This window comes from Aquimarina sp. KJ22-3 (genome assembly GCF_055808215.1).
The window spans coordinates 258,518-277,376 of sequence record NZ_CM147859.1 but is presented as its reverse complement, the minus strand read 5'-3'; the positions used below and the strand labels follow the sequence as shown (position 1 = coordinate 277,376).

The 18,859-nt window shown below is 37.1% G+C and carries 20 protein-coding genes; 7 read left to right on the top strand and 13 right to left on the bottom strand.

Going from position 1 to position 18,859, the window contains the following annotated elements:
- The first annotated feature begins 3 nt into the window (after positions 1 to 3).
- On the top strand, positions 4 to 567 hold the full coding sequence (locus AC0L3Q_RS01200; RefSeq protein WP_473284375.1) for a GNAT family N-acetyltransferase: 564 nt from the start codon (positions 4 to 6) through the stop codon (positions 565 to 567).
- 70 nt (positions 568 to 637) lie between these two features.
- Here the strand turns inward: AC0L3Q_RS01200 and AC0L3Q_RS01195 are convergent, their stop codons facing one another.
- Together AC0L3Q_RS01195 and AC0L3Q_RS01190 are read right to left on the bottom strand one after the other, a co-directional pair.
- Entirely contained in the window at positions 638 to 922 is a 285-nt protein-coding gene (locus tag AC0L3Q_RS01195; RefSeq protein WP_473284373.1) for a zinc metalloprotease, read from the bottom strand.
- 5 nt (positions 923 to 927) lie between these two features.
- Positions 928 to 1,431, bottom strand: a complete 504-nt coding sequence (locus AC0L3Q_RS01190; RefSeq protein ID WP_473284371.1) for a hypothetical protein — start codon at positions 1,429 to 1,431, stop codon at positions 928 to 930.
- 219 nt (positions 1,432 to 1,650) lie between these two features.
- Here AC0L3Q_RS01190 and AC0L3Q_RS01185 point away from each other — a divergent pair, with 219 nt between their 5' ends.
- The 3 genes from AC0L3Q_RS01185 to nadD are packed head-to-tail and all read left to right on the top strand — an operon-like array spanning position 1,651 to position 3,670.
- Positions 1,651 to 2,511: a YicC/YloC family endoribonuclease gene (locus tag AC0L3Q_RS01185; RefSeq protein ID WP_073315877.1), complete on the top strand. Its 861-nt coding sequence runs from the start codon at positions 1,651 to 1,653 to the stop codon at positions 2,509 to 2,511.
- Positions 2,512 to 3,084, top strand: a complete 573-nt coding sequence (gene gmk, locus AC0L3Q_RS01180) for a guanylate kinase (protein WP_473284369.1) — start codon at positions 2,512 to 2,514, stop codon at positions 3,082 to 3,084.
- 4 nt (positions 3,085 to 3,088) lie between these two features.
- Positions 3,089 to 3,670, top strand: coding sequence for a nicotinate (nicotinamide) nucleotide adenylyltransferase (gene nadD, locus AC0L3Q_RS01175; protein WP_473284367.1), 582 nt, complete (start codon positions 3,089 to 3,091; stop codon positions 3,668 to 3,670).
- A 5-nt stretch (positions 3,671 to 3,675) separates the two neighbouring features.
- Here the strand turns inward: nadD and AC0L3Q_RS01170 are convergent, their stop codons facing one another.
- From AC0L3Q_RS01170 to AC0L3Q_RS01155, 4 genes are all read right to left on the bottom strand, one after another.
- Positions 3,676 to 4,311 (bottom strand): hypothetical protein, encoded by a 636-nt coding sequence (locus AC0L3Q_RS01170; RefSeq protein ID WP_473284365.1) that lies wholly within the window; start codon positions 4,309 to 4,311, stop codon positions 3,676 to 3,678.
- A 130-nt stretch (positions 4,312 to 4,441) separates the two neighbouring features.
- Positions 4,442 to 5,224: an enoyl-CoA hydratase/isomerase family protein gene (locus AC0L3Q_RS01165; RefSeq protein WP_473287035.1), complete on the bottom strand. Its 783-nt coding sequence runs from the start codon at positions 5,222 to 5,224 to the stop codon at positions 4,442 to 4,444.
- Between the two features lie 24 nt (positions 5,225 to 5,248).
- Positions 5,249 to 5,452 (bottom strand): DUF4177 domain-containing protein, encoded by a 204-nt coding sequence (locus AC0L3Q_RS01160; protein WP_073315882.1) that lies wholly within the window; start codon positions 5,450 to 5,452, stop codon positions 5,249 to 5,251.
- 62 nt (positions 5,453 to 5,514) lie between these two features.
- The gene (locus tag AC0L3Q_RS01155) at positions 5,515 to 6,993 is read right to left on the bottom strand and encodes a sensor histidine kinase (RefSeq protein ID WP_473284363.1); all 1,479 of its coding nucleotides are present in this window, start codon (positions 6,991 to 6,993) and stop codon (positions 5,515 to 5,517) included.
- Positions 6,994 to 7,097: 104 nt separating this feature from the next.
- Here AC0L3Q_RS01155 and AC0L3Q_RS01150 point away from each other — a divergent pair, with 104 nt between their 5' ends.
- A complete protein-coding gene (locus tag AC0L3Q_RS01150; RefSeq protein ID WP_473284361.1) occupies positions 7,098 to 8,789 on the top strand; it encodes an ABC transporter ATP-binding protein in 1,692 nt (563 codons plus the stop codon).
- A gap of 587 nt (positions 8,790 to 9,376) precedes the next feature.
- Here the strand turns inward: AC0L3Q_RS01150 and AC0L3Q_RS01145 are convergent.
- The 7 genes from AC0L3Q_RS01145 to trhO all read right to left on the bottom strand — a co-directional run bounded on the left by AC0L3Q_RS01145 (position 9,377) and on the right by trhO (position 16,807).
- Positions 9,377 to 10,033 (bottom strand): CoA transferase subunit B, encoded by a 657-nt coding sequence (locus tag AC0L3Q_RS01145; RefSeq protein WP_473284359.1) that lies wholly within the window; start codon positions 10,031 to 10,033, stop codon positions 9,377 to 9,379.
- Positions 10,034 to 10,044: 11 nt separating this feature from the next.
- The gene (locus AC0L3Q_RS01140; RefSeq protein WP_473284357.1) at positions 10,045 to 10,686 is read right to left on the bottom strand and encodes a peroxiredoxin; all 642 of its coding nucleotides are present in this window, start codon (positions 10,684 to 10,686) and stop codon (positions 10,045 to 10,047) included.
- A 35-nt stretch (positions 10,687 to 10,721) separates the two neighbouring features.
- Entirely contained in the window at positions 10,722 to 11,423 is a 702-nt protein-coding gene (locus AC0L3Q_RS01135; protein WP_073315888.1) for a CoA transferase subunit A, read from the bottom strand.
- 99 nt (positions 11,424 to 11,522) lie between these two features.
- The gene (locus AC0L3Q_RS01130; protein ID WP_473287034.1) at positions 11,523 to 13,748 is read right to left on the bottom strand and encodes a penicillin-binding protein 1A; all 2,226 of its coding nucleotides are present in this window, start codon (positions 13,746 to 13,748) and stop codon (positions 11,523 to 11,525) included.
- A gap of 112 nt (positions 13,749 to 13,860) precedes the next feature.
- On the bottom strand, positions 13,861 to 14,355 hold the full coding sequence (locus AC0L3Q_RS01125; RefSeq protein ID WP_473284355.1) for a gliding motility lipoprotein GldH: 495 nt from the start codon (positions 14,353 to 14,355) through the stop codon (positions 13,861 to 13,863).
- On the bottom strand, positions 14,342 to 15,622 hold the full coding sequence (locus AC0L3Q_RS01120) for a PSP1 domain-containing protein (RefSeq protein ID WP_473284353.1): 1,281 nt from the start codon (positions 15,620 to 15,622) through the stop codon (positions 14,342 to 14,344). Before AC0L3Q_RS01120 ends, AC0L3Q_RS01125 begins: the two co-directional genes overlap by 14 nt.
- Positions 15,623 to 15,775: 153 nt before the next feature.
- Positions 15,776 to 16,807, bottom strand: a complete 1,032-nt coding sequence (trhO, locus tag AC0L3Q_RS01115; protein WP_473284351.1) for an oxygen-dependent tRNA uridine(34) hydroxylase TrhO — start codon at positions 16,805 to 16,807, stop codon at positions 15,776 to 15,778.
- A 483-nt stretch (positions 16,808 to 17,290) separates the two neighbouring features.
- Here trhO and recA point away from each other — a divergent pair, with 483 nt between their 5' ends.
- Together recA and AC0L3Q_RS01105 are read left to right on the top strand one after the other, a co-directional pair.
- Positions 17,291 to 18,301 carry a recombinase RecA gene (gene recA / locus AC0L3Q_RS01110; protein WP_473287032.1) on the top strand — a complete coding sequence of 337 codons (1,011 nt, stop codon included), beginning with the start codon at positions 17,291 to 17,293 and terminating at the stop codon, positions 18,299 to 18,301.
- A 140-nt stretch (positions 18,302 to 18,441) separates the two neighbouring features.
- Positions 18,442 to 18,858, top strand: a complete 417-nt coding sequence (locus tag AC0L3Q_RS01105) for a hypothetical protein (protein WP_473284349.1) — start codon at positions 18,442 to 18,444, stop codon at positions 18,856 to 18,858.
- Position 18,859 lies beyond the last annotated feature (1 nt).

Here is an 18,859-nt window from a genome sequence, read left to right as displayed (position 1 = left end):
TCATTGCATTTTTTACCAAAAACATATCAAACCAAATCCGATTATGGAGTAATCATTAGGGAAGCACATCCTGACGATGCCAAACAATTGCTTGAACTCAAGCTACAATATCTAAAAAATACGAATACCATTCCGTTGTTTGATTATGAGTACTCTAATAATATTACCGAAGAAAATCAACTCATCAAACGCTATCAAAAAGAAAACAATAGTCTCCTTTTAGTAGCCGAACATGACGGAAAGCTTATAGGCAACATTGATCTCACCGGAAGTTCGAGAGAAAAAATGGTTCATACGGCTATGATTGGGATGGGGATACATACAAGTTGGCAAAATCAAGGAGTAGGTACTTTTCTTATTCAAAATGTATTGGATTGGTCGAGAAAAAATAAGACACTAAAAATAATCTGGTTAGAAGTTTATGCAAGTAATAAAGCGGGTATCGCACTATATCGAAAAATGAATTTTCAAGAGTGTGGACGCATTAATAGTTTTTTCCTTGAAGACAAAAAGTACATTGATAAAATAACTATGTCCATTAATCTTAGAGAACACTCCCTCAAATAGTTTTATAGCAAAAAAAGACTGCCCAACATTTGTGAGCAGCCTCTATTATTTTAGATTGCTTGATCAGCTTTTATCTACCGCATAACCTATTATTTCTATCACTATACATACGTCTTACCGCTCTTGCATCATTTCTAGAAACTCTTCTCGCATTAAATACTACACCTGGATTTGATCCGGAAGTCATAATTGAATTTGGATCACTACCAACTGGTGTCCCAGGAACTGCTGTTCCCAAAAATTCTTGTTCAACATGAAGGAACCCTATATTATGTCCAATTTCATGGGCCAATATATTACCCCATTCTCTAGGCGTTACCGGGTCTCCATCAATACTAGATTCATTAAGGTTCAATATAATTAACCCCCTTCTACTCCATTAGTAGGAAATTCTCCTAGGCCCCAACCTCCAATTTCTCCAGGGGCAGCCAAACGAACTAGAATATCAGGATTAGAATTAACCTCAACTAATTGAAGGGTCGTACGATTTACCCTATTCCATAAATCGATCCCTCTTTGAAATCCATTTCCTGCAGCATTATTACCCAAGGCATTTTGAATACGAATATTTCCTGCCCTGTCACAATCGACAATACCAAAAAAAGCTTGTTTCTGAAAGTTATCTGCTTTAAGTGTTTCTTGAGTGATAAAAATATCACCATCTACAATATATCCTCCTTTAGAGGGGATAACTGATGTTTTATCCATGTCAAACCCCATCTGTTGTAATTTAGAAAGGATTTCGGAAGAAACATCTTGTTGAGTAATTGTTGACTCCTGTTGAATATCATTTTCAACATCGTTGGAACATCTTACCATGCCGATTGCTATAACAATCAGCATACCTAATTTGAAAGTTTTCATAATAAATATATGTTTTGAATTTGTGTATTGTAAATATAATAATTTACTGATTTTCAATACTGTTAGATAAGCAACATTTTAATAACCCTATTTTTATTTTTTAATGAAAAAAGAGAACTTATATAAACAAAATTATGATGACAATTGATGTTTCCTGATATCTAGTCATTTCAACTTTATACTTTTCCGTATCTTCGTGCCACTTATTAAATTGACTCTATGATCAAATCCATGACCGGCTTTGGGAAGTCTGTATTACAACTACCTACAAAAAAAGTCACTATCGAGGTAAAATCGCTCAATAGCAAGAACTTAGACATCAACGCTAGAATTCCATCTCAATACAGAGAAAAAGAGTTACCCATGCGAAATACCATTGCAAAATCATTGGTACGAGGAAAGGTAGATTTTGGGTTGTATGTTGAAATCACTGCAGAAGAGACTTCGACCAAAATCAACGACGCTGTGGTTAAGGATTATATGAAACAATTACAGGGCATACACAACAGCGGAGAAATTGGAGAATATCTGAAAATGGCAGTTCGTATGCCGGATGCTTTAAAAACAGTGAGAGAAGAAATTGATGAAGAAGAATTTAAAGCTATTAATGAGGGACTACGCAACGCTTTGAATGCTATTGATACCTATAGAGTGGATGAAGGAAAAGCACTGGAGAAAGACTTTGTTATTCGCATACAAAATATAGGAAAATTGCTAGCCGATGTGATCGAAATGGATCCAGAACGTATCGAAGGGGTTCGCGAGCGACTACAAAAGGCAGTATCAGATATTAAAGAAGAAGTGGATCAAAATCGATTTGAACAAGAGCTTATCTATTATCTGGAAAAATTCGATATCACTGAAGAAAAAGTTCGTCTTTCTAATCACCTTGAGTACTTTACCACTACACTCAACACTCCAGAATCTAACGGAAAGAAGCTTGGATTCATTACTCAGGAAATTGGTCGAGAAATCAACACTATAGGAAGCAAATCTAACTATGCTCCAATGCAAAAGTTAGTGGTGCAAATGAAAGATGAGCTTGAAAAAATAAAAGAGCAATTGCTAAACGTATTGTAAATGAAGCAAGGAAAGTTAATTGTACTTTCTGCCCCATCGGGTAGTGGAAAAACTACATTGGTAAAATATTTATTAGATCTCCAAGAACTCAATCTTGGTTTTTCTATTTCTGCAGCATCTCGAGAACCTAGAGGTGCCGAAGTACATGGTAAAGATTATTACTTTTTATCCTTACGCGAGTTTAAGGACAAAATCAAAAACGACGAGTTTTTGGAGTGGGAAGAAGTGTATAGAGATAATTTCTATGGTACTTTAAAAACCGAAGTACAACGTCTATGGGATAATGGAAAACACGTTATTTTTGATATTGATGTGGTAGGCGGGTTGGATATTAAACGAATTTACCCTGATCGTACCCTTGCGATCTTTGTAAAACCACCTAGTATAGAAGAGCTAAAGATTCGACTTAAAAAACGCAAAACCGAGTCTGAAGATAAAATCAATATGCGTGTCGCCAAAGCATCGACCGAAATGGCAACAGCCCCACAATTTGATGCTATAGTTACCAATGATGACCTGGAAAAGGCAAAAGCCCAGGTTTATCAACTAGTAAAGAAGTTTCTTTTAGGATAGTACAATGAAAAAAATTGGATTATACTTCGGGACATTTAATCCTATTCATGTTGGCCATTTGGCAATTGCCAATCATATGGCTGAGTTTTCTGATCTTGATGAAATATGGATGGTAGTCACCCCTCATAATCCTTTTAAAAAGAAAAGCTCGCTATTAGACAATCATCATCGTTATGAAATGGTCTACCGAGCCACAGAATCGTATCCTAAGCTGAAGCCCAGCGATATCGAATTCAAACTACCACAACCGAATTATACGGTACATACGTTAGCACACTTACAAGAACACTATCCCGAGCATCAATTTAATTTGATTATGGGAGAGGACAACTTGAAAAGCTTTCATAAATGGAAAAACTATGAAGTGATTCTCGAAAATCACCATATCTATGTGTACCCACGTATTTCTGAGGGGAATATAGAACATCAGTTTAAGGATCATCCAAAAATTAAACAGGTTAGCGCACCGATTATGGAGATCTCTTCAACCTTTATTCGAAATACTATTAATGAAGGCAAAAATGTACGCCCTTTACTCTCTCAAGAAGTATGGGAATATATCGATCAAATGAATTTTTATCGATAAAAGAATTAGTATTCATTATAACTATTCTCAGGTTGAAAAGCTTCTTTCACCCTTTTTATTAGCCTGTGCATACGATCACTTCCTCCTGCAATAATACCAGCGGTAAGGATAATATCTATCGATTGAATAATGGTAGATTGTATCTCGGATAGGTTATCACTGGTTTCATTAAACAGTATACCAGACATCAATCTAAAACCCGAAAAAGATAAAATAAGTCCAATAATAAAGGCAATTACAATGGTTCGCTGTTTACGTTTCATACCTTCTTTGGTTAGGGTATTTTCCAACCTTCTTTTCTCCTTCATCATATTGGCCACTTCTGGAACCGAAACTTCTTCGGTTTCTGGTGCAACTTCCTCCTCAATTGGGCTATTCATACTCTCTAACTTGCGATTAATCTCGTCTATACGCTCTTTACATTCCTTCTTAAGTCTCTGATTGTAATCATGAACAAAAATTTCTATAAACTGCTCTACCACAAACATAATTACAGAGGTATATCCCAATACAGCCACTACATTTCCCGGAGTAAGGTGTGAAAGATTTATAGCTGGCAATTGCCCTTCTAGCAATACAAAACCCACCACCGCAAAAACAATGAGAATAATGGCTATAGGGTTTTTGTACAGAGCTTTCATGAAGTAAGGAATAAGAGTGTTTAGTAAAAATACAAAACTATTATGGATTACTCCTATTCTTGAGATAAGAAGCAAATAAAAATCCCAAAAGCTATTGGCCCTTGGGATCTTCTATCTGTATATACTTATTTTATTTTCCAGGGAAATCTGCCTTGCGTTTTTCTAAAAACGCAGTAGTTCCTTCTTTAAAATCTTCGGTACCGAAACAATTACCAAATTGTTCTATTTCTACCTTAAATCCGTTTACTCCATCTTCAAAAGCAGCATTAACAGATTTTATAGCTGCTGCGATTGCTACAGAAGAGTTTCTCATGATCTTTCCTGCCAATTTTTCGGCCAATGGTAATAGTTCCTCTTGTGTAGTCACATGATTTACCAAGCCATATTGCATCGCCTGATTAGCGTCTATCATTCCTGCAGTCATAATCATTTCCATGGCTCTTCCTTTTCCTACCAATTGTGGCAAACGTTGAGTCCCTCCATATCCGGGAATCACTCCTAGAGATACCTCAGGTAGTCCCATTTTGGCATTATCGCTGGCGATTCTAAAATGAGCTGCCATTGCCAATTCTAGTCCTCCTCCTAAGGCAAAACCGTTTACAGCAGCAATTACTGGAGTTGATAGATTCGCAACAAAATCAAAAAGCAGTTCTTGACCTTTTTCAGCTAGTTTTCCTCCTTCAGAAACTGAAAAATCAGCAAACTCGCTAATGTCTGCTCCTGCTACAAAAGCTTTCTCTCCACTACCGGTAACAATAATTGCTTTGGTTGCAGCATCCAAATCCGCTACTCTAAAAGCCGCATGAAGTTCTTGAATCGTCTCTTTATTGAGTGCATTTAATTTTGAAGGACGATTGATCGTTATTTTGGTTATTCCACCTTCTTGAGATGTAAGAATGTTATTATACATTATGTTGGTATTATTTTATGTGAGCTATTAATTTTTATCTCTTTCAAAATATAAATAGAAGTACATTCCCAGTCCAAAATCTTCAACATCTGTAGAAACCAAACGCCAGCCTTCACTAGAGTATTCATCTAATTTAGCTTGAATGTCTTTGGAAGAAGATTTTAAGATATGTTCTTTGTCCAACGTTAGTTTGGAGTAATAGACCAGAGATTCTAGTTTGTATTCTTTCATCTGTTTTTACATTAAGTACTTTTCAACTGTCGGATTGTATTCACCAATAATCATGGCTCATTTCACGCAGTAGTTTCTATTTTTGATTCTCTGGGAAAAGAAACTTTAAAGATGGTTCCTTTTCCTTCTTGCGAGGTAAAGGTAATACTTCCTTTATAGGTTTCCACTATATTTTTTACCATTCCTAAACCAAGCCCCATTCCACTCGACTTAGTAGTAAATTTAGGTTCAAAAATCTTCTTTTTATTTTCTTCAGTAATACCTATACCATTATCTGCAACTGTAATGACTACGTTTCCATCCTCGGTAAATACATTTACAATCACTTTTGGAGTACGATCTGTTGGGATAGCCTGTATTGCATTTTTGACCAGATTGGTAACCACCCGTATCAACTGTGTTCTATCAAACTTGGCAATAATCTCTCCTTTTTCTGAAGGGGAAATAATGTAGTCTTCGTTAAAAATATCCAACGCCAATCCTACAATTTTCACCACATCCAAAGTTTCACTTTTTTGTGCTGGCATTTGTGCAAAATTTGAAAATGCAGAAGCGATCGAACTCATGGTATCGATTTGTTGGATAAGAGTATTACTGTACTCCTGTACTTTTTGTTGAATTTTAGGATCTTCGGGATCAAACTTTCTTTGAAAACTTTGTACCGTAAGTCGCATAGGTGTCAAAGGATTTTTGATCTCGTGCGCTACCTGTTTTGCCATTTCTCGCCAAGCGGCTTCCCGTTCACTTTTGGCAAGCATAGCAGCACTTTCTTCAAGCTCGTCGATCATACTGTTATACGCACTCACTAACGAATATATCTCTTCACTCGCATCAATAATACCTATTCGCTTATTACGCTTGTCCAGTCGGGTTTGATCAATGGTTTCTGAAATCGTTTTTAAAGATCGTGTAATGTACTTGGATAAAAAATACGCCAAGGCAATAGCAATCAGCAACATTAACAAATACACTTGCCCCAATCGCTGTAAAAATTCAAACAACTCTCTGGTAATCAAATCATCGTCCTCCAGATATGGTAAATTTAAAATTCCCAGAGGTTTGGACTTAAAATCAGTAATAAACGTATAAGATGACAGAATACGAATTCCATTTTTTTCGGATTTCACCAAATACTTCTTGTCATACAAAGAAGCCAGGGTATCCAATATTTTAGGGCTTAGCTGTTTGTCGGTTGTATCTTTGGCAAAAATTCCTTCAGACTTGATTAATAGTTCTCCAGACAATCCATAGATGTTAATAGGCAAAGAATGTTCTTCAGAAATTTGATAGATCTTTTGCTTATACCCAAAGATTTTGGAGAGGTGTTCCTCATCTACCGGATAGGTTGTGCTGCGCAATGCATTATTGATCGCAATCTGGATTCGAGTTTCTTTTCGCTCTAAACGCTCTCTGTGATAATCTTCGGCTTCCTCTTTATATTGATATATAGTAACTGCTGCGATTAAAATCGAAGCCAATAACACCAAAACGGTCATCGAAATAAAAATCCGTGTACGGAGAGAGAGTTTGTGTAGCTTCATATCCTATTTTGATAGGTAAATATAACAAATATCGCACCAAAAAATAGTGCTAAAAACAAATCCCAAGGCACAGACCATTCCCTAATTTTATTTAGCTTTACAAAATGAGTCAAGAAATTTTACTTTCTGTACAAGACCTTTGTGTTTCCTTCTTTTCAAAAAAAGAAGAAAATAAGGTACTTCATAACATTTCGTTCGACATCTATAGCAATGAGATATTAGGTGTTGTTGGGGAATCCGGAAGTGGAAAATCGGTTGCTTCGCTAGCCATACTAGGACTCTTGCCTCAAAAAATTGCCAGAATATCTCAAGGGAATATTCTTTACAACGGCACTTCTCTATCGTCACTTTCTGAAAAAGCATACCGTAAGATTCGTGGAAACGAGATTGCAATGATCTTTCAGGAACCTATGAGCTCTCTTAATCCCTCTATGAAGTGTGGAAAACAAGTCGCAGAAATATTAGCACTTCATACCTCGCTTTCAAATAATGAAATTAAAACCGAAGTACTTTCCCTTTTTGAAAAAGTTAAGTTACCCGATCCAGAAAGAGCCTATACATCCTATCCACATCAATTGAGTGGTGGGCAAAAACAACGTATTATGATTGCCATGGCAATTGCTTGTAAACCCAAACTTTTGATTGCCGACGAGCCCACAACGGCTTTGGATGTTACTGTACAAAAAGAGATCATCAGCCTATTAAAAGCACTGCAACAAGAATACAAAATGAGTGTGTTGTTCATTTCTCATGACCTATCTCTTGTTTCGGAAATCGCAGATCATGTGCTAGTGATGTATCAGGGACGAATGATTGAATATGGAGAAACCAATGCCATTTTTAATAATCCTCAAGAAGATTACACCAAAGCACTCATCAATGCAAGACCAACGCTAGATGTACGATTCAAGACTTTACCTACCATATCAGATTATTTGAAAGACACCCATGGCGATCGAGAAGTGATTACAACAGCACAACGTGAGCAACAGCATAAGGAGTTATATAGCAAGCCCCCATTGCTAGAAGTTGTAAACGTCGAGAAAACGTACTTCTCTAATGTCGGTTGGTTTGGGAAAACTGAATTTAAAGCGGTAAATGATGTGAGTTTTCAATTATTTGAAGGAGAGACTCTAGGGTTGGTAGGAGAATCAGGATGTGGTAAATCGACCTTGGGAAACACCATTCTTAGACTTGATCAAGCCAGCAAAGGACAGATTTTATACAAAGGGCAAGATTTGACCCAATTATCTGATACTGAAATCAGGTCGCTTCGAAAAGAGATACAGCTTATTTTCCAAGATCCTTTTGCTTCGTTAAATCCACGCCTAACTGTAGGCAAAGCGATTATGGAGCCAATGAAGGTACACCGGTTGTACACATCAGATACAGAGCGCAAAGAAAAGGTGATCGAATTATTAGAACGTGTAGGCTTAGAAGCCAGTCATTTTGATCGGTACCCTCACGAATTTAGTGGTGGTCAACGCCAACGTATTGGGATTGCCAGAACCATCGCACTACAACCTAAGTTGATTATTTGTGATGAATCGGTAAGCGCCCTTGATATTTCTGTACAAGCACAAGTATTAAATCTTCTGAATGAGCTTAAAGAGAATTTTGGATTTACTTATATTTTCATATCACATGATCTAGCGGTAGTAAAGTACATGTCTGATCAATTGCTAGTAATGAATGAAGGTAAAATTGAAGAAAGCGGAGATGCAGACCAGATTTATAACCATCCTGAAAAAGCATATACCAAAAAACTGATCCAGGCTATACCAAAAGGAATCTAACACACTCTTATTTTAAATTAGGAATCTTTACTGAGAATATTGTTTCCTATCCGTATAAAGCAATAAAAAAACCTGTTAAGCTTAGTAGATTAACAGGTTTAATTCATCGCGACTTGGGGAGGTTGCGATTGATTAACAACAAAAAATCACATCAACAAAAATACTTTTTTCGCTAAATACACACAGTTAGAAAGTAATTCCATAGTTGGTTTAACTGACTTCTGTAAGCGATTTATACGTTTTTTCATAATAGGGACAATATGTGTGGGTTAATACTTTGTTTAATCTTAAAAAATAATGTGTAAAGGGGACACGATTTTCTAAGGGGACACTAATATGCAAAATATTTTCAATAATTACGTTTAAATGCCTAATAAATCGACAAAAAACACAAAACTTTAACATTTAACTTTTGAAAGCTTGTTTTTACAGGTTAAAGCAAAGGTTTAAGACAATAAAAATTCTGAAGAAATTGTAGTATTTTTCTTTCAAAATTGAGTTTGCGAGATGTATATCACTATAACGATGCACTTTTAAAATTATTATTCGTAGTACCTCAATTATTATTCGTAAACCTGTATAAAGAATTAGTCAAGTATCATTTCGGGGATTTCTCCCTCAACGATCAAATTTCCTTCGGTTGCTTTCTGGATATCTTCAATGCTTACCCCAGGAGCTCTTTCTAATAACTTAAAACCTCCGTCTACAACTTCCATGAGTGCAAGGTTAGTAACGATCTTCTTTACGCAATTCACTCCAGTAAGCGGTAAGCTGCAAGCCTTCAGTAATTTGGACTTCCCTGCCTTATTGGTATGCATCATTGCCACAATAATATTTTCTGCGCTAGCCACTAGATCCATAGCTCCACCCATTCCTTTGACCATTCTTCCTGGTATTTTCCAATTGGCGATATCTCCATTTTCCGAAACTTCCATAGCCCCTAGTATGGTTAAATCTACATGTTGCCCTCTAATCATCCCGAAACTCATTGCAGAATCAAAAAAAGACGCTCCAGGCATCGTTGTTATGGTTTGTTTCCCTGCATTGATAATATCAGCATCTTCTTCTCCTTCAAAAGGAAATGGACCCATACCCAAAACTCCATTCTCACTTTGGAACTCTACTTCTATTCCCTGAGGGATATAATTAGCCACCAAGGTGGGTATTCCTATCCCAAGATTTACAAAATACCCGTCCTGTAGTTCTTTGGCAATGCGCCTTGCTATTCCGTTTTTATCTAGCATATATTAACTTCTTAATTCAAATTTGGTTGTGGTGTAGTTCTTAAATATGGTTTAATCACTTTATGTCCCTTTGGAAACAAGTTTGGAATTTCTTCTGTAGCTACAGACGGCACCACTACGCAATCGTCTCCTTGGTTCCAGTTAGCAGGTGTAGCAACTTTGTGATATGCCGTTAACTGAAGTGAGTCAATTACACGTATCAACTCATCAAAATTTCTTCCTGTAGAAGCTGGATACGTTATGGTTAATTTTATTTTCTTATCAGGACCAATAACAAAAACAGAACGAACCGTAAGTTGGCTATCTGCATTAGGATGAATCATATCATATAACTCTGATACCTTTCTGTCCTCGTCTGCTATAATAGGAAAGTTTACTGTAGTTTCCTGGGTTTCATTAATATCTTTGATCCAACCATGATGAGATTCTAATCCATCTACACTCAACGCAGCTACTTTTACATTTCGTGAATTAAATGCATCGGTATATTTTGCTACAGTTCCTAATTCTGTAGTACATACAGGGGTGTAATCTGCAGGGTGCGAAAAAAGTACTCCCCAGCTATCCCCTAGCCAATCATGAAAATTTATTTCTCCTTCTGTAGTTTGCGCTGTAAAGTTTGGTGCTTCGTCTCCTAATCGTAATGCTGACATGATTTATGTGTTTTTAAGGTATTAAAAGTATCTTTTTATGCTTTTTGGCGTACAGTTCGTTGTTCTATTCGTTTTTCATATTTTTCTCCCTGAAAAATACGCTGTACAAATATTCCAGGAATATGAATCTGATTCGGATCCAAGGTACCTGCAGGAACTAGTTCTTCTACTTCGGCAACGGTAATTTTTGCTGCTCCGCACATACAAGGATTAAAATTTCTTGCAGTTCCTTTGAAAATCAGATTTCCAGCTTCATCTCCTTTCCAGGCTTTTACAAAAGCAAAATCCGCTTGAAACGCATGTTCTAACACATACATTTTACCATTAAATTCTCTTGTTTCTTTTCCTTCGGCTACTTCGGTACCGTAACCTGCTGGAGTATAAAAAGCAGGAAAACCACCCTGAGCAGCTCTACAACGCTCTGCAAGGGTTCCTTGAGGAATCAATTCGACATCCAATTCGCCACTCAACATCTGGCGTTCGAACTCATCATTTTCTCCCACATATGAGGAGATCATTTTTTTGATTTGTTTCTTCTGAAGTAAAAGCCCTAATCCAAAGTCGTCAACTCCGGCATTGTTAGAAATACAGGTTACATCGGTAACGTTTAATTTAACCAGTTCGGCAATTGCATTTTCGGGAATACCGCACAATCCAAATCCTCCAAGCATAAAGGTCATTCCGTCCTTTACACCCGATAAAGCTTCGGCAACATTGGGTACCGTTTTACGAATCATATTGTTCAAATTTTAGCGAACTAAAAGTACTAAAAAAATAGTACTAAATCGTTTGAACAATGAGAGTTTTATGAATAATTTAAAGGTCTGAAAATACAGTTACAGGGAGAATTCGTCGTCGATATTTTCCTCTGGAGTAATGCTCTTTTTAAATTCTTCGCAATCCACCTCGATCGTAAGTCCTTCGGGTTTTGGAAATGCATCTTTTGACACATTCAAATCCTTGTCTTCGTAACATTTTCTCATATACAGTGCCCATATTGGCAAAGCCATAGTAGCACCCTGCCCAAAGGTCGTAGTTTCGAAGTGTGTAGCACGATCGTCTGCACCTACCCAAACCCCTGTACAAAGATTAGGGACAATCCCCATAAACCAACCATCACTTTGGTTCTGTGTAGTTCCTGTTTTTCCTGCAATTGGGTTATTAAACTCGTATGGATGCCCTGTTACTACATTCTTAATGTCGTATCTCGTAGAAGGTCCCGTTCTAAGTCGAACCCCGGATCCGGATTGGGTTACCCCTTCCATCAAATTGATGGTAACATAAGCTGCTTCTTTACTGATCACATCTCTGGTTTCTGGCACAAATTGATAGAGTAGCGTTCCGTTTTTATCTTCGATACTGGTAATCATTACAGGCTTGGTATAGATTCCCTGATTAGCAAAAGTACTGTAAGCTCCTACCATTTCAGACAATTTTAAATCTACAGATCCTAAACATATAGATGCTACCGGAAGTATTTCTGATTTAACTCCTGTATTTTGAGCAAGACGAACAATAGGGTCTGGGCCAATTCTATCCATCAAACGTGCAGAAATGGTATTTACCGACTTTGCTAACGCATCTTTTAGACTCAGATAGCCACTATATTCTCCGTCACTATTTTTAGGAGTCCAGTCTTTATCTACTACTCCATGAGAATCCACCGGAATAGTAATTTGCGATCTTGGCAAAGTATCACAAGGTGATAGTTTTAATTGATCAATTGCCGTAGCATACACAAAGGGCTTAAACGTTGATCCTACCTGTCGCGCTCCCTGATCTACATGATCGTATTGAAAATGTTTATAGTTGATACCTCCCACCCAGGCTTTTACATGACCTGTTTGTGGTTCCATAGACATCAAACCAGAGCGCAAGAACTTCTTATAATACAAGATGGAATCTTTGGGAGTCATAATGGTATCTATTTCTCCCTTCCAGCTGAAGATCTTCATCTCTGTTTTTTCCTCAAACGACTTACGAATTTCCTTATCGCTTTTTCCATTAGCTGCCATGGATTTCCATCGGGCAGAACTTTTCATCGCTCTATTAATGATACCTTGTGTTTCAGCCTTGGTAATATCTCTAAATGGAGTGGTTTTATTCTTTGTTTCTTGTTTATCAAATTCTTTTTGAAGATTTGCCATGTGCTCACGAGTAGCTTCTTCGGCATATTTTTGCATTCTAGAATCGATAGTTACATTAATCTTTAGACCATCTCTATAGATATTAAAATATACTTCCTCTCCTTCTTCGTTTATCCCTTTTGGATTTTTCTTTACCCAATCACCCATCCAACTTCTTACATATTCTCTAAAATAAGTAGCCGTTCCATCAGAGTGACCCTCTGGTGCATAATCTAACTTAAGCGGTAATTGTTGTAAGCTATCTTTTTGTGTAGTGCTGATGTATCCGTACTTCGCCATCTGGCTCAAAACCGTATTTCTTCTGTTTTGAACTAATTCTAATCGTCGTAATGGATTGTATAAAGAAGAGTTTTTAAGCATCCCCACCAAAACCGCTGCCTCTTCGATCTTGAGATCTTTTGGAGTATCTCTGTTAAAATAAATTCTGGACGCAGAACTAATCCCAATCGCCTGATTCAAGAAATCATATTTGTTGAGATACATGGTCATGATTTCATCCTTGGTATATTGTCTTTCTAATCTGGTAGCAATCACCCATTCTTTAATTTTCTGTTGGATTCGCTCCCATATATTTTTAGACCCACCGGTAAATAACTGCTTAGCTAACTGTTGCGAAATGGTACTTGCTCCACCTTTACTACCAAAAAACATGAATGCACGTATGGTACCTCTGGCGTCAATCCCCGAATGATCGTAATATCTGGCGTCTTCGGTAGCAATCAATGCATCGACTAGATGCTGTGGCAAATTATCATAACTCACCGGAGTACGATTTTCCTTGAAAAATGTACCGATCTGCGCACCGTCCGACGAAATGATTTGCGTAGCAAGATCGTTTTGCGGGTTTTCTAACTCCTCAAAAGTGGGCATTTCTCCAAATGCGCCCCAACTTGCTAATAAGAATAATAATACCACCAAAAGGATCCCGGTTCCAAATGCGATCCAGAACGCTTTGATAAACTTTAGTGTACTAGTTCCTGCCTTTTTTTTGGTGTTCTTTTTTTGATTTGGGTGTTGCCTTTGCCATTTATTTAAGGTTTTGAGCGTCTTCTATTCTAAATCCAATATCGGTAATTCCTTCCAAAGCGTAAATACCGTTTACAGTTCCATTTTTACGCATTGCATGCTGTAAGGTAATCTCATACGTCCCATCTTCAATGAACTTTACTTTCTCTTTATACCAAAGTTTATTCTCCTTTACATCCGAAAAACCAGTTCCCAACCACTCTCCATTGGGTGCTGCCATATCATATTCTAAGGTATCGGTAACCACTTTCCCGTTAGGAAATCTCATTTCGCTGATCAAGAACAAATTGCTGTACTTATAATCGTTAGTATTACGCACATTGATAAACAAATTGTATTCTTTTTCGGGATCAAGTGAAGGCAGTGAAAAGTTTACTTTTTCATCCTGCTCCCATGATTCTGCCACCGTTTGGTATTGATCAAATATTTGTTGATCATCACATGAAAACAACAGCAGCATCACGCAAATCCAACCTATACCTTTAAGATTTATCATTGTTTTTATTACGCGAACGATGTCTTTTGTTACGTTGGTTCTTTGACTTATTGGTGTTTTTCTTTTCAGGGTTCCCTCCTTTTGATGCATTCGATGTAGCCACTTGCTTTTGCGAAGAAGCGTTTCCAGCGTTTTTCTTTCTATTTCGATTTTTTCTCCTTCTCTTGCTTCGTTTTGGCTGATCGAATCTGGTTAAACTATCTTGTCCTACAACGTTTTCAAAATCGGTTTTAGTGTTTTCCATCAATTCTGAAGCGAACTCTTCTAGGCTAGCTACCTTTTCATCGTTGTTATTTGCTGCAATAATTTCTCTCGCATCTTCAGCAGATATTTTATGCCAGTTCATCCATTCACCTTCATACGCATACCACAATAGTCCTTTAAAAATATCTATTTTTTGGCATACTGCAGTTCCCTTTTCTGTTTTCAGTTTTGTTTCTGGTTTTGGGAAACTGTTTAACGCTTCGATATAAGCATCTAACTCATAATTCAAACAGCACTTCAACTTACCACATTGCCCCGCAAGTTTTTGAGGATTTAATGACAATTGCTGATATCTAGCCGCACTGGTATTTACCGATCTAAAATCCGTAAGCCAGGTAGAACAACACAATTCTCTACCACAAGACCCTACTCCTCCTAATCGAGCGGCCTCCTGTCTAAAACCAACCTGACGCATTTCGATACGGGTGTTGAATTCGTGTGCAAATTCTTTGATCAACTGTCTGAAATCCACACGTTCTTCTGCGGTGTAGTAAAAAGTAGCTTTAGATCCGTCTCCCTGAAATTCGATATCCGAAATTTTCATTTGTAACTCCAATCGTATCGCAATTTCCCGAGCTCTCACCTTCATTTTTTCCTCGCGATCCCGAGACTTTTGCCAGATATCTATATCTTTCTGAGAGGCTTTACGGTATACTTTTTTGATATCATCCCCTTCTTCTTCTACCTTCTTCTTTTTCATTTGGATACGCACCAATTCTCCTGTTAGGGAGACCATACCCACATCATGACCAGGAGAAGCTTCGGTAGCAACAATATCTCCGATACTTAAGGAAAGATTTTCTGTATTTTTGAAATAGCCTTTTCTACCGTTTTTGAATCGTATTTCGGCAAAAGGAAATTGTGCTGCTCCGTTGGGAAGCGACATATTTGACAACCAGTCAAAAACTGTTAATTTATTACATCCATCGGCACCGCAGGTACCATTATTCTTACATCCTTTCGGTTGTCCGTCTTTTCCGGAAGAACAACTACTACACCCCATATGTTCCTACTATATTGAAATTTGTACATGATGATTTACATCACTACAAATATGGTTCTTACTAAAGCCAGAAAACACTGGATTTCCGGCATCTCAATCGTTAAAGATACTATGAAAAAAATTATCAACCATAGTATCTTTTGTATTTTAGCATTACTTCTTGTAAATCAGCGCTTCAGAACGACCTTTTTTGAAGATTTGGTTACTATTCCCTTTTCCTCTTCTCAAAGCTTTTTGTTCTTCGTATGGCAAACGATTTACCTCTTTACAAGCATCAGAGCAACAGTTTTCCATAGCTGCCGCACAATCCTCGCACTGGATAAACAACAAATGACACGCTTCATTTGCACAGTTTATATGGGTATCACAAGGTTTACCACATTGATGACAATTGGCAATAACATCGTCTGAAATACGTTCTGCTCGACGGTGATCAAAAACAAAGTTTTTACCCAAAAACTTGTTTTCTAATCCTTTTTCTTCGACTTGTCGGGCATATTCGATAATACCACCTTCTAACTGATATACATTTTTGAATCCTTTGTGTTTGTAATAAGCACTTGCTTTTTCGCAACGAATCCCACCCGTACAATACATCACAAGATTTTTATCTTCTTTATGCTCTTTCAGATCTTCTTCGATAATATCCAAAGAATCTCTAAACGTATCCACATCTGGTGTCACGGCACCTTTGAAATGACCGATTTCACTTTCATAATGGTTACGCATGTCTACCAACACCGTATCCGGGTTTTCGATGAGCTCATTAAATTGCTGGGCATCAACATGCACTCCTTTGTTGGTAACATCAAAGGTATCATCATTCAAGCCATCGGCTACAATTTTATGTCTCACTTTCACCTTCAATTTCAAGAAAGATTTCGAATCTTGTTCGCGAGCAATATTCAAACGAACATTTTCAAGAAAAGAAATACTATCCAGATGCTCTTTGAAAGTCAAAAAATTAGGAGCTGGTACAGAAAGTTGTCCGTTGATCCCTTCTTTGGCTACATAGATACGTCCAAGTACATCGAGTTCGTTCCAACGAATAAAAAGGTGGTTTCTGAAAATTTCCGGATTTCCGATATGTGCATATTGGTAGAAAGAAAGCGTAAGCCGATCCGTACCGGCCTCGTCGATAAGAGCTGCTCTTTCTTTTGCACTTAATTTATTGTACAGTTGCATGCTATACTAATGTTTTAAGTTAAAAAGATATTTTGTGCAAAAGTACAAATCCTATCAGGAAAACAAAAAAAGCCTTAAAGATATCTTCAAGGCTTTTTTTGGCTAATTCGTTATTGATTCTTTCTAATCTATTAACGATAAAATAATTCAATAACGAAGCTAGCCACCTTCTACTATGCAATTACTAATTTTTGTAATCACATAGCCCGCATGGTTATGTCTTGTGACCTTTTTAAGAAATTTCATCTACTATTAAGTCGTTCTACGGTTTTGTTCTCTTTGCTTTTATATGATAGATGCAACATGTATTGAAGGGTTGCGTAGGGATAAAAAATAATTTATTGAGTTTCATTTTTTGGTACTCTCATTCTCTAATTTTGTTGTTAATAACCATTTGGAAATCTATAGACCAACTACAAAAAGAAATAGTACTTTAGCAAAAAGTTAATTCCAATGTCAAATCCCGATATATTTGAACAACAAATGAGTACAGAGAAAGATGCAAAATTAAAAGCCCTCAAATTAACCTTAGATAAATTAGACAAAGCCTACGGAAAAGGAACTGTAATGAAAATGAGTGACAGTTCTGTTCAGGAAGTAGATGTCATCCCAACCGGATCTCTTGGTTTGGATTTGGCACTAGGTGTTGGAGGGTATCCACGAGGGCGAATTGTAGAGATTTACGGACCAGAATCTTCGGGTAAAACAACGCTTACATTACATGCGATTGCACAAGCACAAAAGGCAGGAGGGATTGCTGCTTTTATTGATGCGGAGCATGCTTTTGATCGTTTTTATGCAGAAAAATTAGGTGTTGATATTGATGATCTTATCATATCACAACCAGATCACGGAGAACAAGCACTAGAAATTGCTGATAACCTGATCAGATCTGGAGCTATTGATATCATCGTTATAGACTCGGTAGCGGCATTAACTCCAAAAAGTGAAATTGAAGGTGAAATGGGAGACTCCAAAATGGGGCTTCATGCACGATTAATGTCTCAAGCATTAAGAAAGTTAACCAGTTCTATCAGCAAAACCAATTGTACGGTGATTTTTATTAATCAGCTTCGTGAAAAAATTGGTGTTATGTTCGGAAATCCTGAAACTACAACCGGAGGTAATGCACTGAAATTTTATGCTTCAGTACGATTGGATATTCGTCGTTCTACGCAGATTAAAGATAGTAACAGTGAAGTACAAGGAAATAAAACTCGTGTGAAAGTTGTAAAAAACAAAGTAGCACCTCCTTTTAGAACAGCAGAATTTGATATCATGTATGGTGAAGGTATCTCAAAAACAGGAGAGATCATCGATATCGGTGTTGACTATGAGATCGTAAAGAAAAGCGGATCATGGTTTAGCTACGCAGATACTAAACTTGGCCAGGGTCGAGATGCTGTAAAAGCATTACTAAATGACAATCCAGAACTAATGGAAGAGCTGGAAGAAAAGATTAAAGAGGCGATAAAGATTATTAAAGAGCAATAAATATTTTTAATCATCATATTAAAATCCTGTTGTGATCATGATCGCGACAGGATTTTTTTATACCTTAAAGCAACCTTATCTGTTTACGTTCATCTATATATTAGATTATATATGTTTATTATTCTAACCCCATAATGTTTATGAAGACGATTAAGATCATTTTGGCTTTTTTTATCATCGCAATGACTTCGGGATGTGGTGTTGATGACAATACTGGTTTTTTCTATGAGTTAGTCCCTATAGAAACGGCTACGGTCCCGGATACCTTTGTAAGAGGAGAAACGTACACCATAAGTGTTACTTTTTTCAGACCTACTTCTTGTCATGCTTTTGCTGGATTTGATTACACACCTAGTGACAATGAACGTACAGTAGCTGTTGTTAATCTAGTGGTAAATCCAGATAACTGTAGAGATCTGGAAGATACCGCCAGTGTAGAAGAATCCCTAGAGTTTTTTGTAGGAAATGAAGAATCTTATGTTTTCAGGTTCTGGCAAGGAAGAGATAGCCAAGGAAACAATCAATATCTTACAATAGAAGTACCCGTAGAGAATTAAA

Excerpts from the sequence above, each read along its gene's own strand:
- AC0L3Q_RS01150 (WP_473284361.1), top strand. The coding sequence starts at position 7,098 with ATGAGTCAAGAAATTTTACTTTCTGTACAAGACCTTTGTGTTTCCTTC.
- AC0L3Q_RS01140 (WP_473284357.1), bottom strand. The coding sequence starts at position 10,686 with ATGTCAGCATTACGATTAGGAGACGAAGCACCAAACTTTACAGCGCAA.
- AC0L3Q_RS01120 (WP_473284353.1), bottom strand. The coding sequence starts at position 15,622 with ATGGGGTGTAGTAGTTGTTCTTCCGGAAAAGACGGACAACCGAAAGGA.
- recA (WP_473287032.1), top strand. The coding sequence starts at position 17,291 with ATGAGTACAGAGAAAGATGCAAAATTAAAAGCCCTCAAATTAACCTTA.
- AC0L3Q_RS01190 (WP_473284371.1), bottom strand. The coding sequence starts at position 1,431 with ATGAAAACTTTCAAATTAGGTATGCTGATTGTTATAGCAATCGGCATG.
- gmk (WP_473284369.1), top strand. The coding sequence starts at position 2,512 with ATGAAGCAAGGAAAGTTAATTGTACTTTCTGCCCCATCGGGTAGTGGA.
- AC0L3Q_RS01145 (WP_473284359.1), bottom strand. The coding sequence starts at position 10,033 with ATGCTAGATAAAAACGGAATAGCAAGGCGCATTGCCAAAGAACTACAG.
- trhO (WP_473284351.1), bottom strand. The coding sequence starts at position 16,807 with ATGCAACTGTACAATAAATTAAGTGCAAAAGAAAGAGCAGCTCTTATC.
- AC0L3Q_RS01135 (WP_073315888.1), bottom strand. The coding sequence starts at position 11,423 with ATGATTCGTAAAACGGTACCCAATGTTGCCGAAGCTTTATCGGGTGTA.
- AC0L3Q_RS01185 (WP_073315877.1), top strand. The coding sequence starts at position 1,651 with ATGATCAAATCCATGACCGGCTTTGGGAAGTCTGTATTACAACTACCT.
- AC0L3Q_RS01105 (WP_473284349.1), top strand. The coding sequence starts at position 18,442 with ATGAAGACGATTAAGATCATTTTGGCTTTTTTTATCATCGCAATGACT.
- nadD (WP_473284367.1), top strand. The coding sequence starts at position 3,089 with ATGAAAAAAATTGGATTATACTTCGGGACATTTAATCCTATTCATGTT.
- AC0L3Q_RS01170 (WP_473284365.1), bottom strand. The coding sequence starts at position 4,311 with ATGAAAGCTCTGTACAAAAACCCTATAGCCATTATTCTCATTGTTTTT.
- AC0L3Q_RS01155 (WP_473284363.1), bottom strand. The coding sequence starts at position 6,993 with ATGAAGCTACACAAACTCTCTCTCCGTACACGGATTTTTATTTCGATG.
- AC0L3Q_RS01160 (WP_073315882.1), bottom strand. The coding sequence starts at position 5,452 with ATGAAAGAATACAAACTAGAATCTCTGGTCTATTACTCCAAACTAACG.
- AC0L3Q_RS01125 (WP_473284355.1), bottom strand. The coding sequence starts at position 14,355 with ATGATAAATCTTAAAGGTATAGGTTGGATTTGCGTGATGCTGCTGTTG.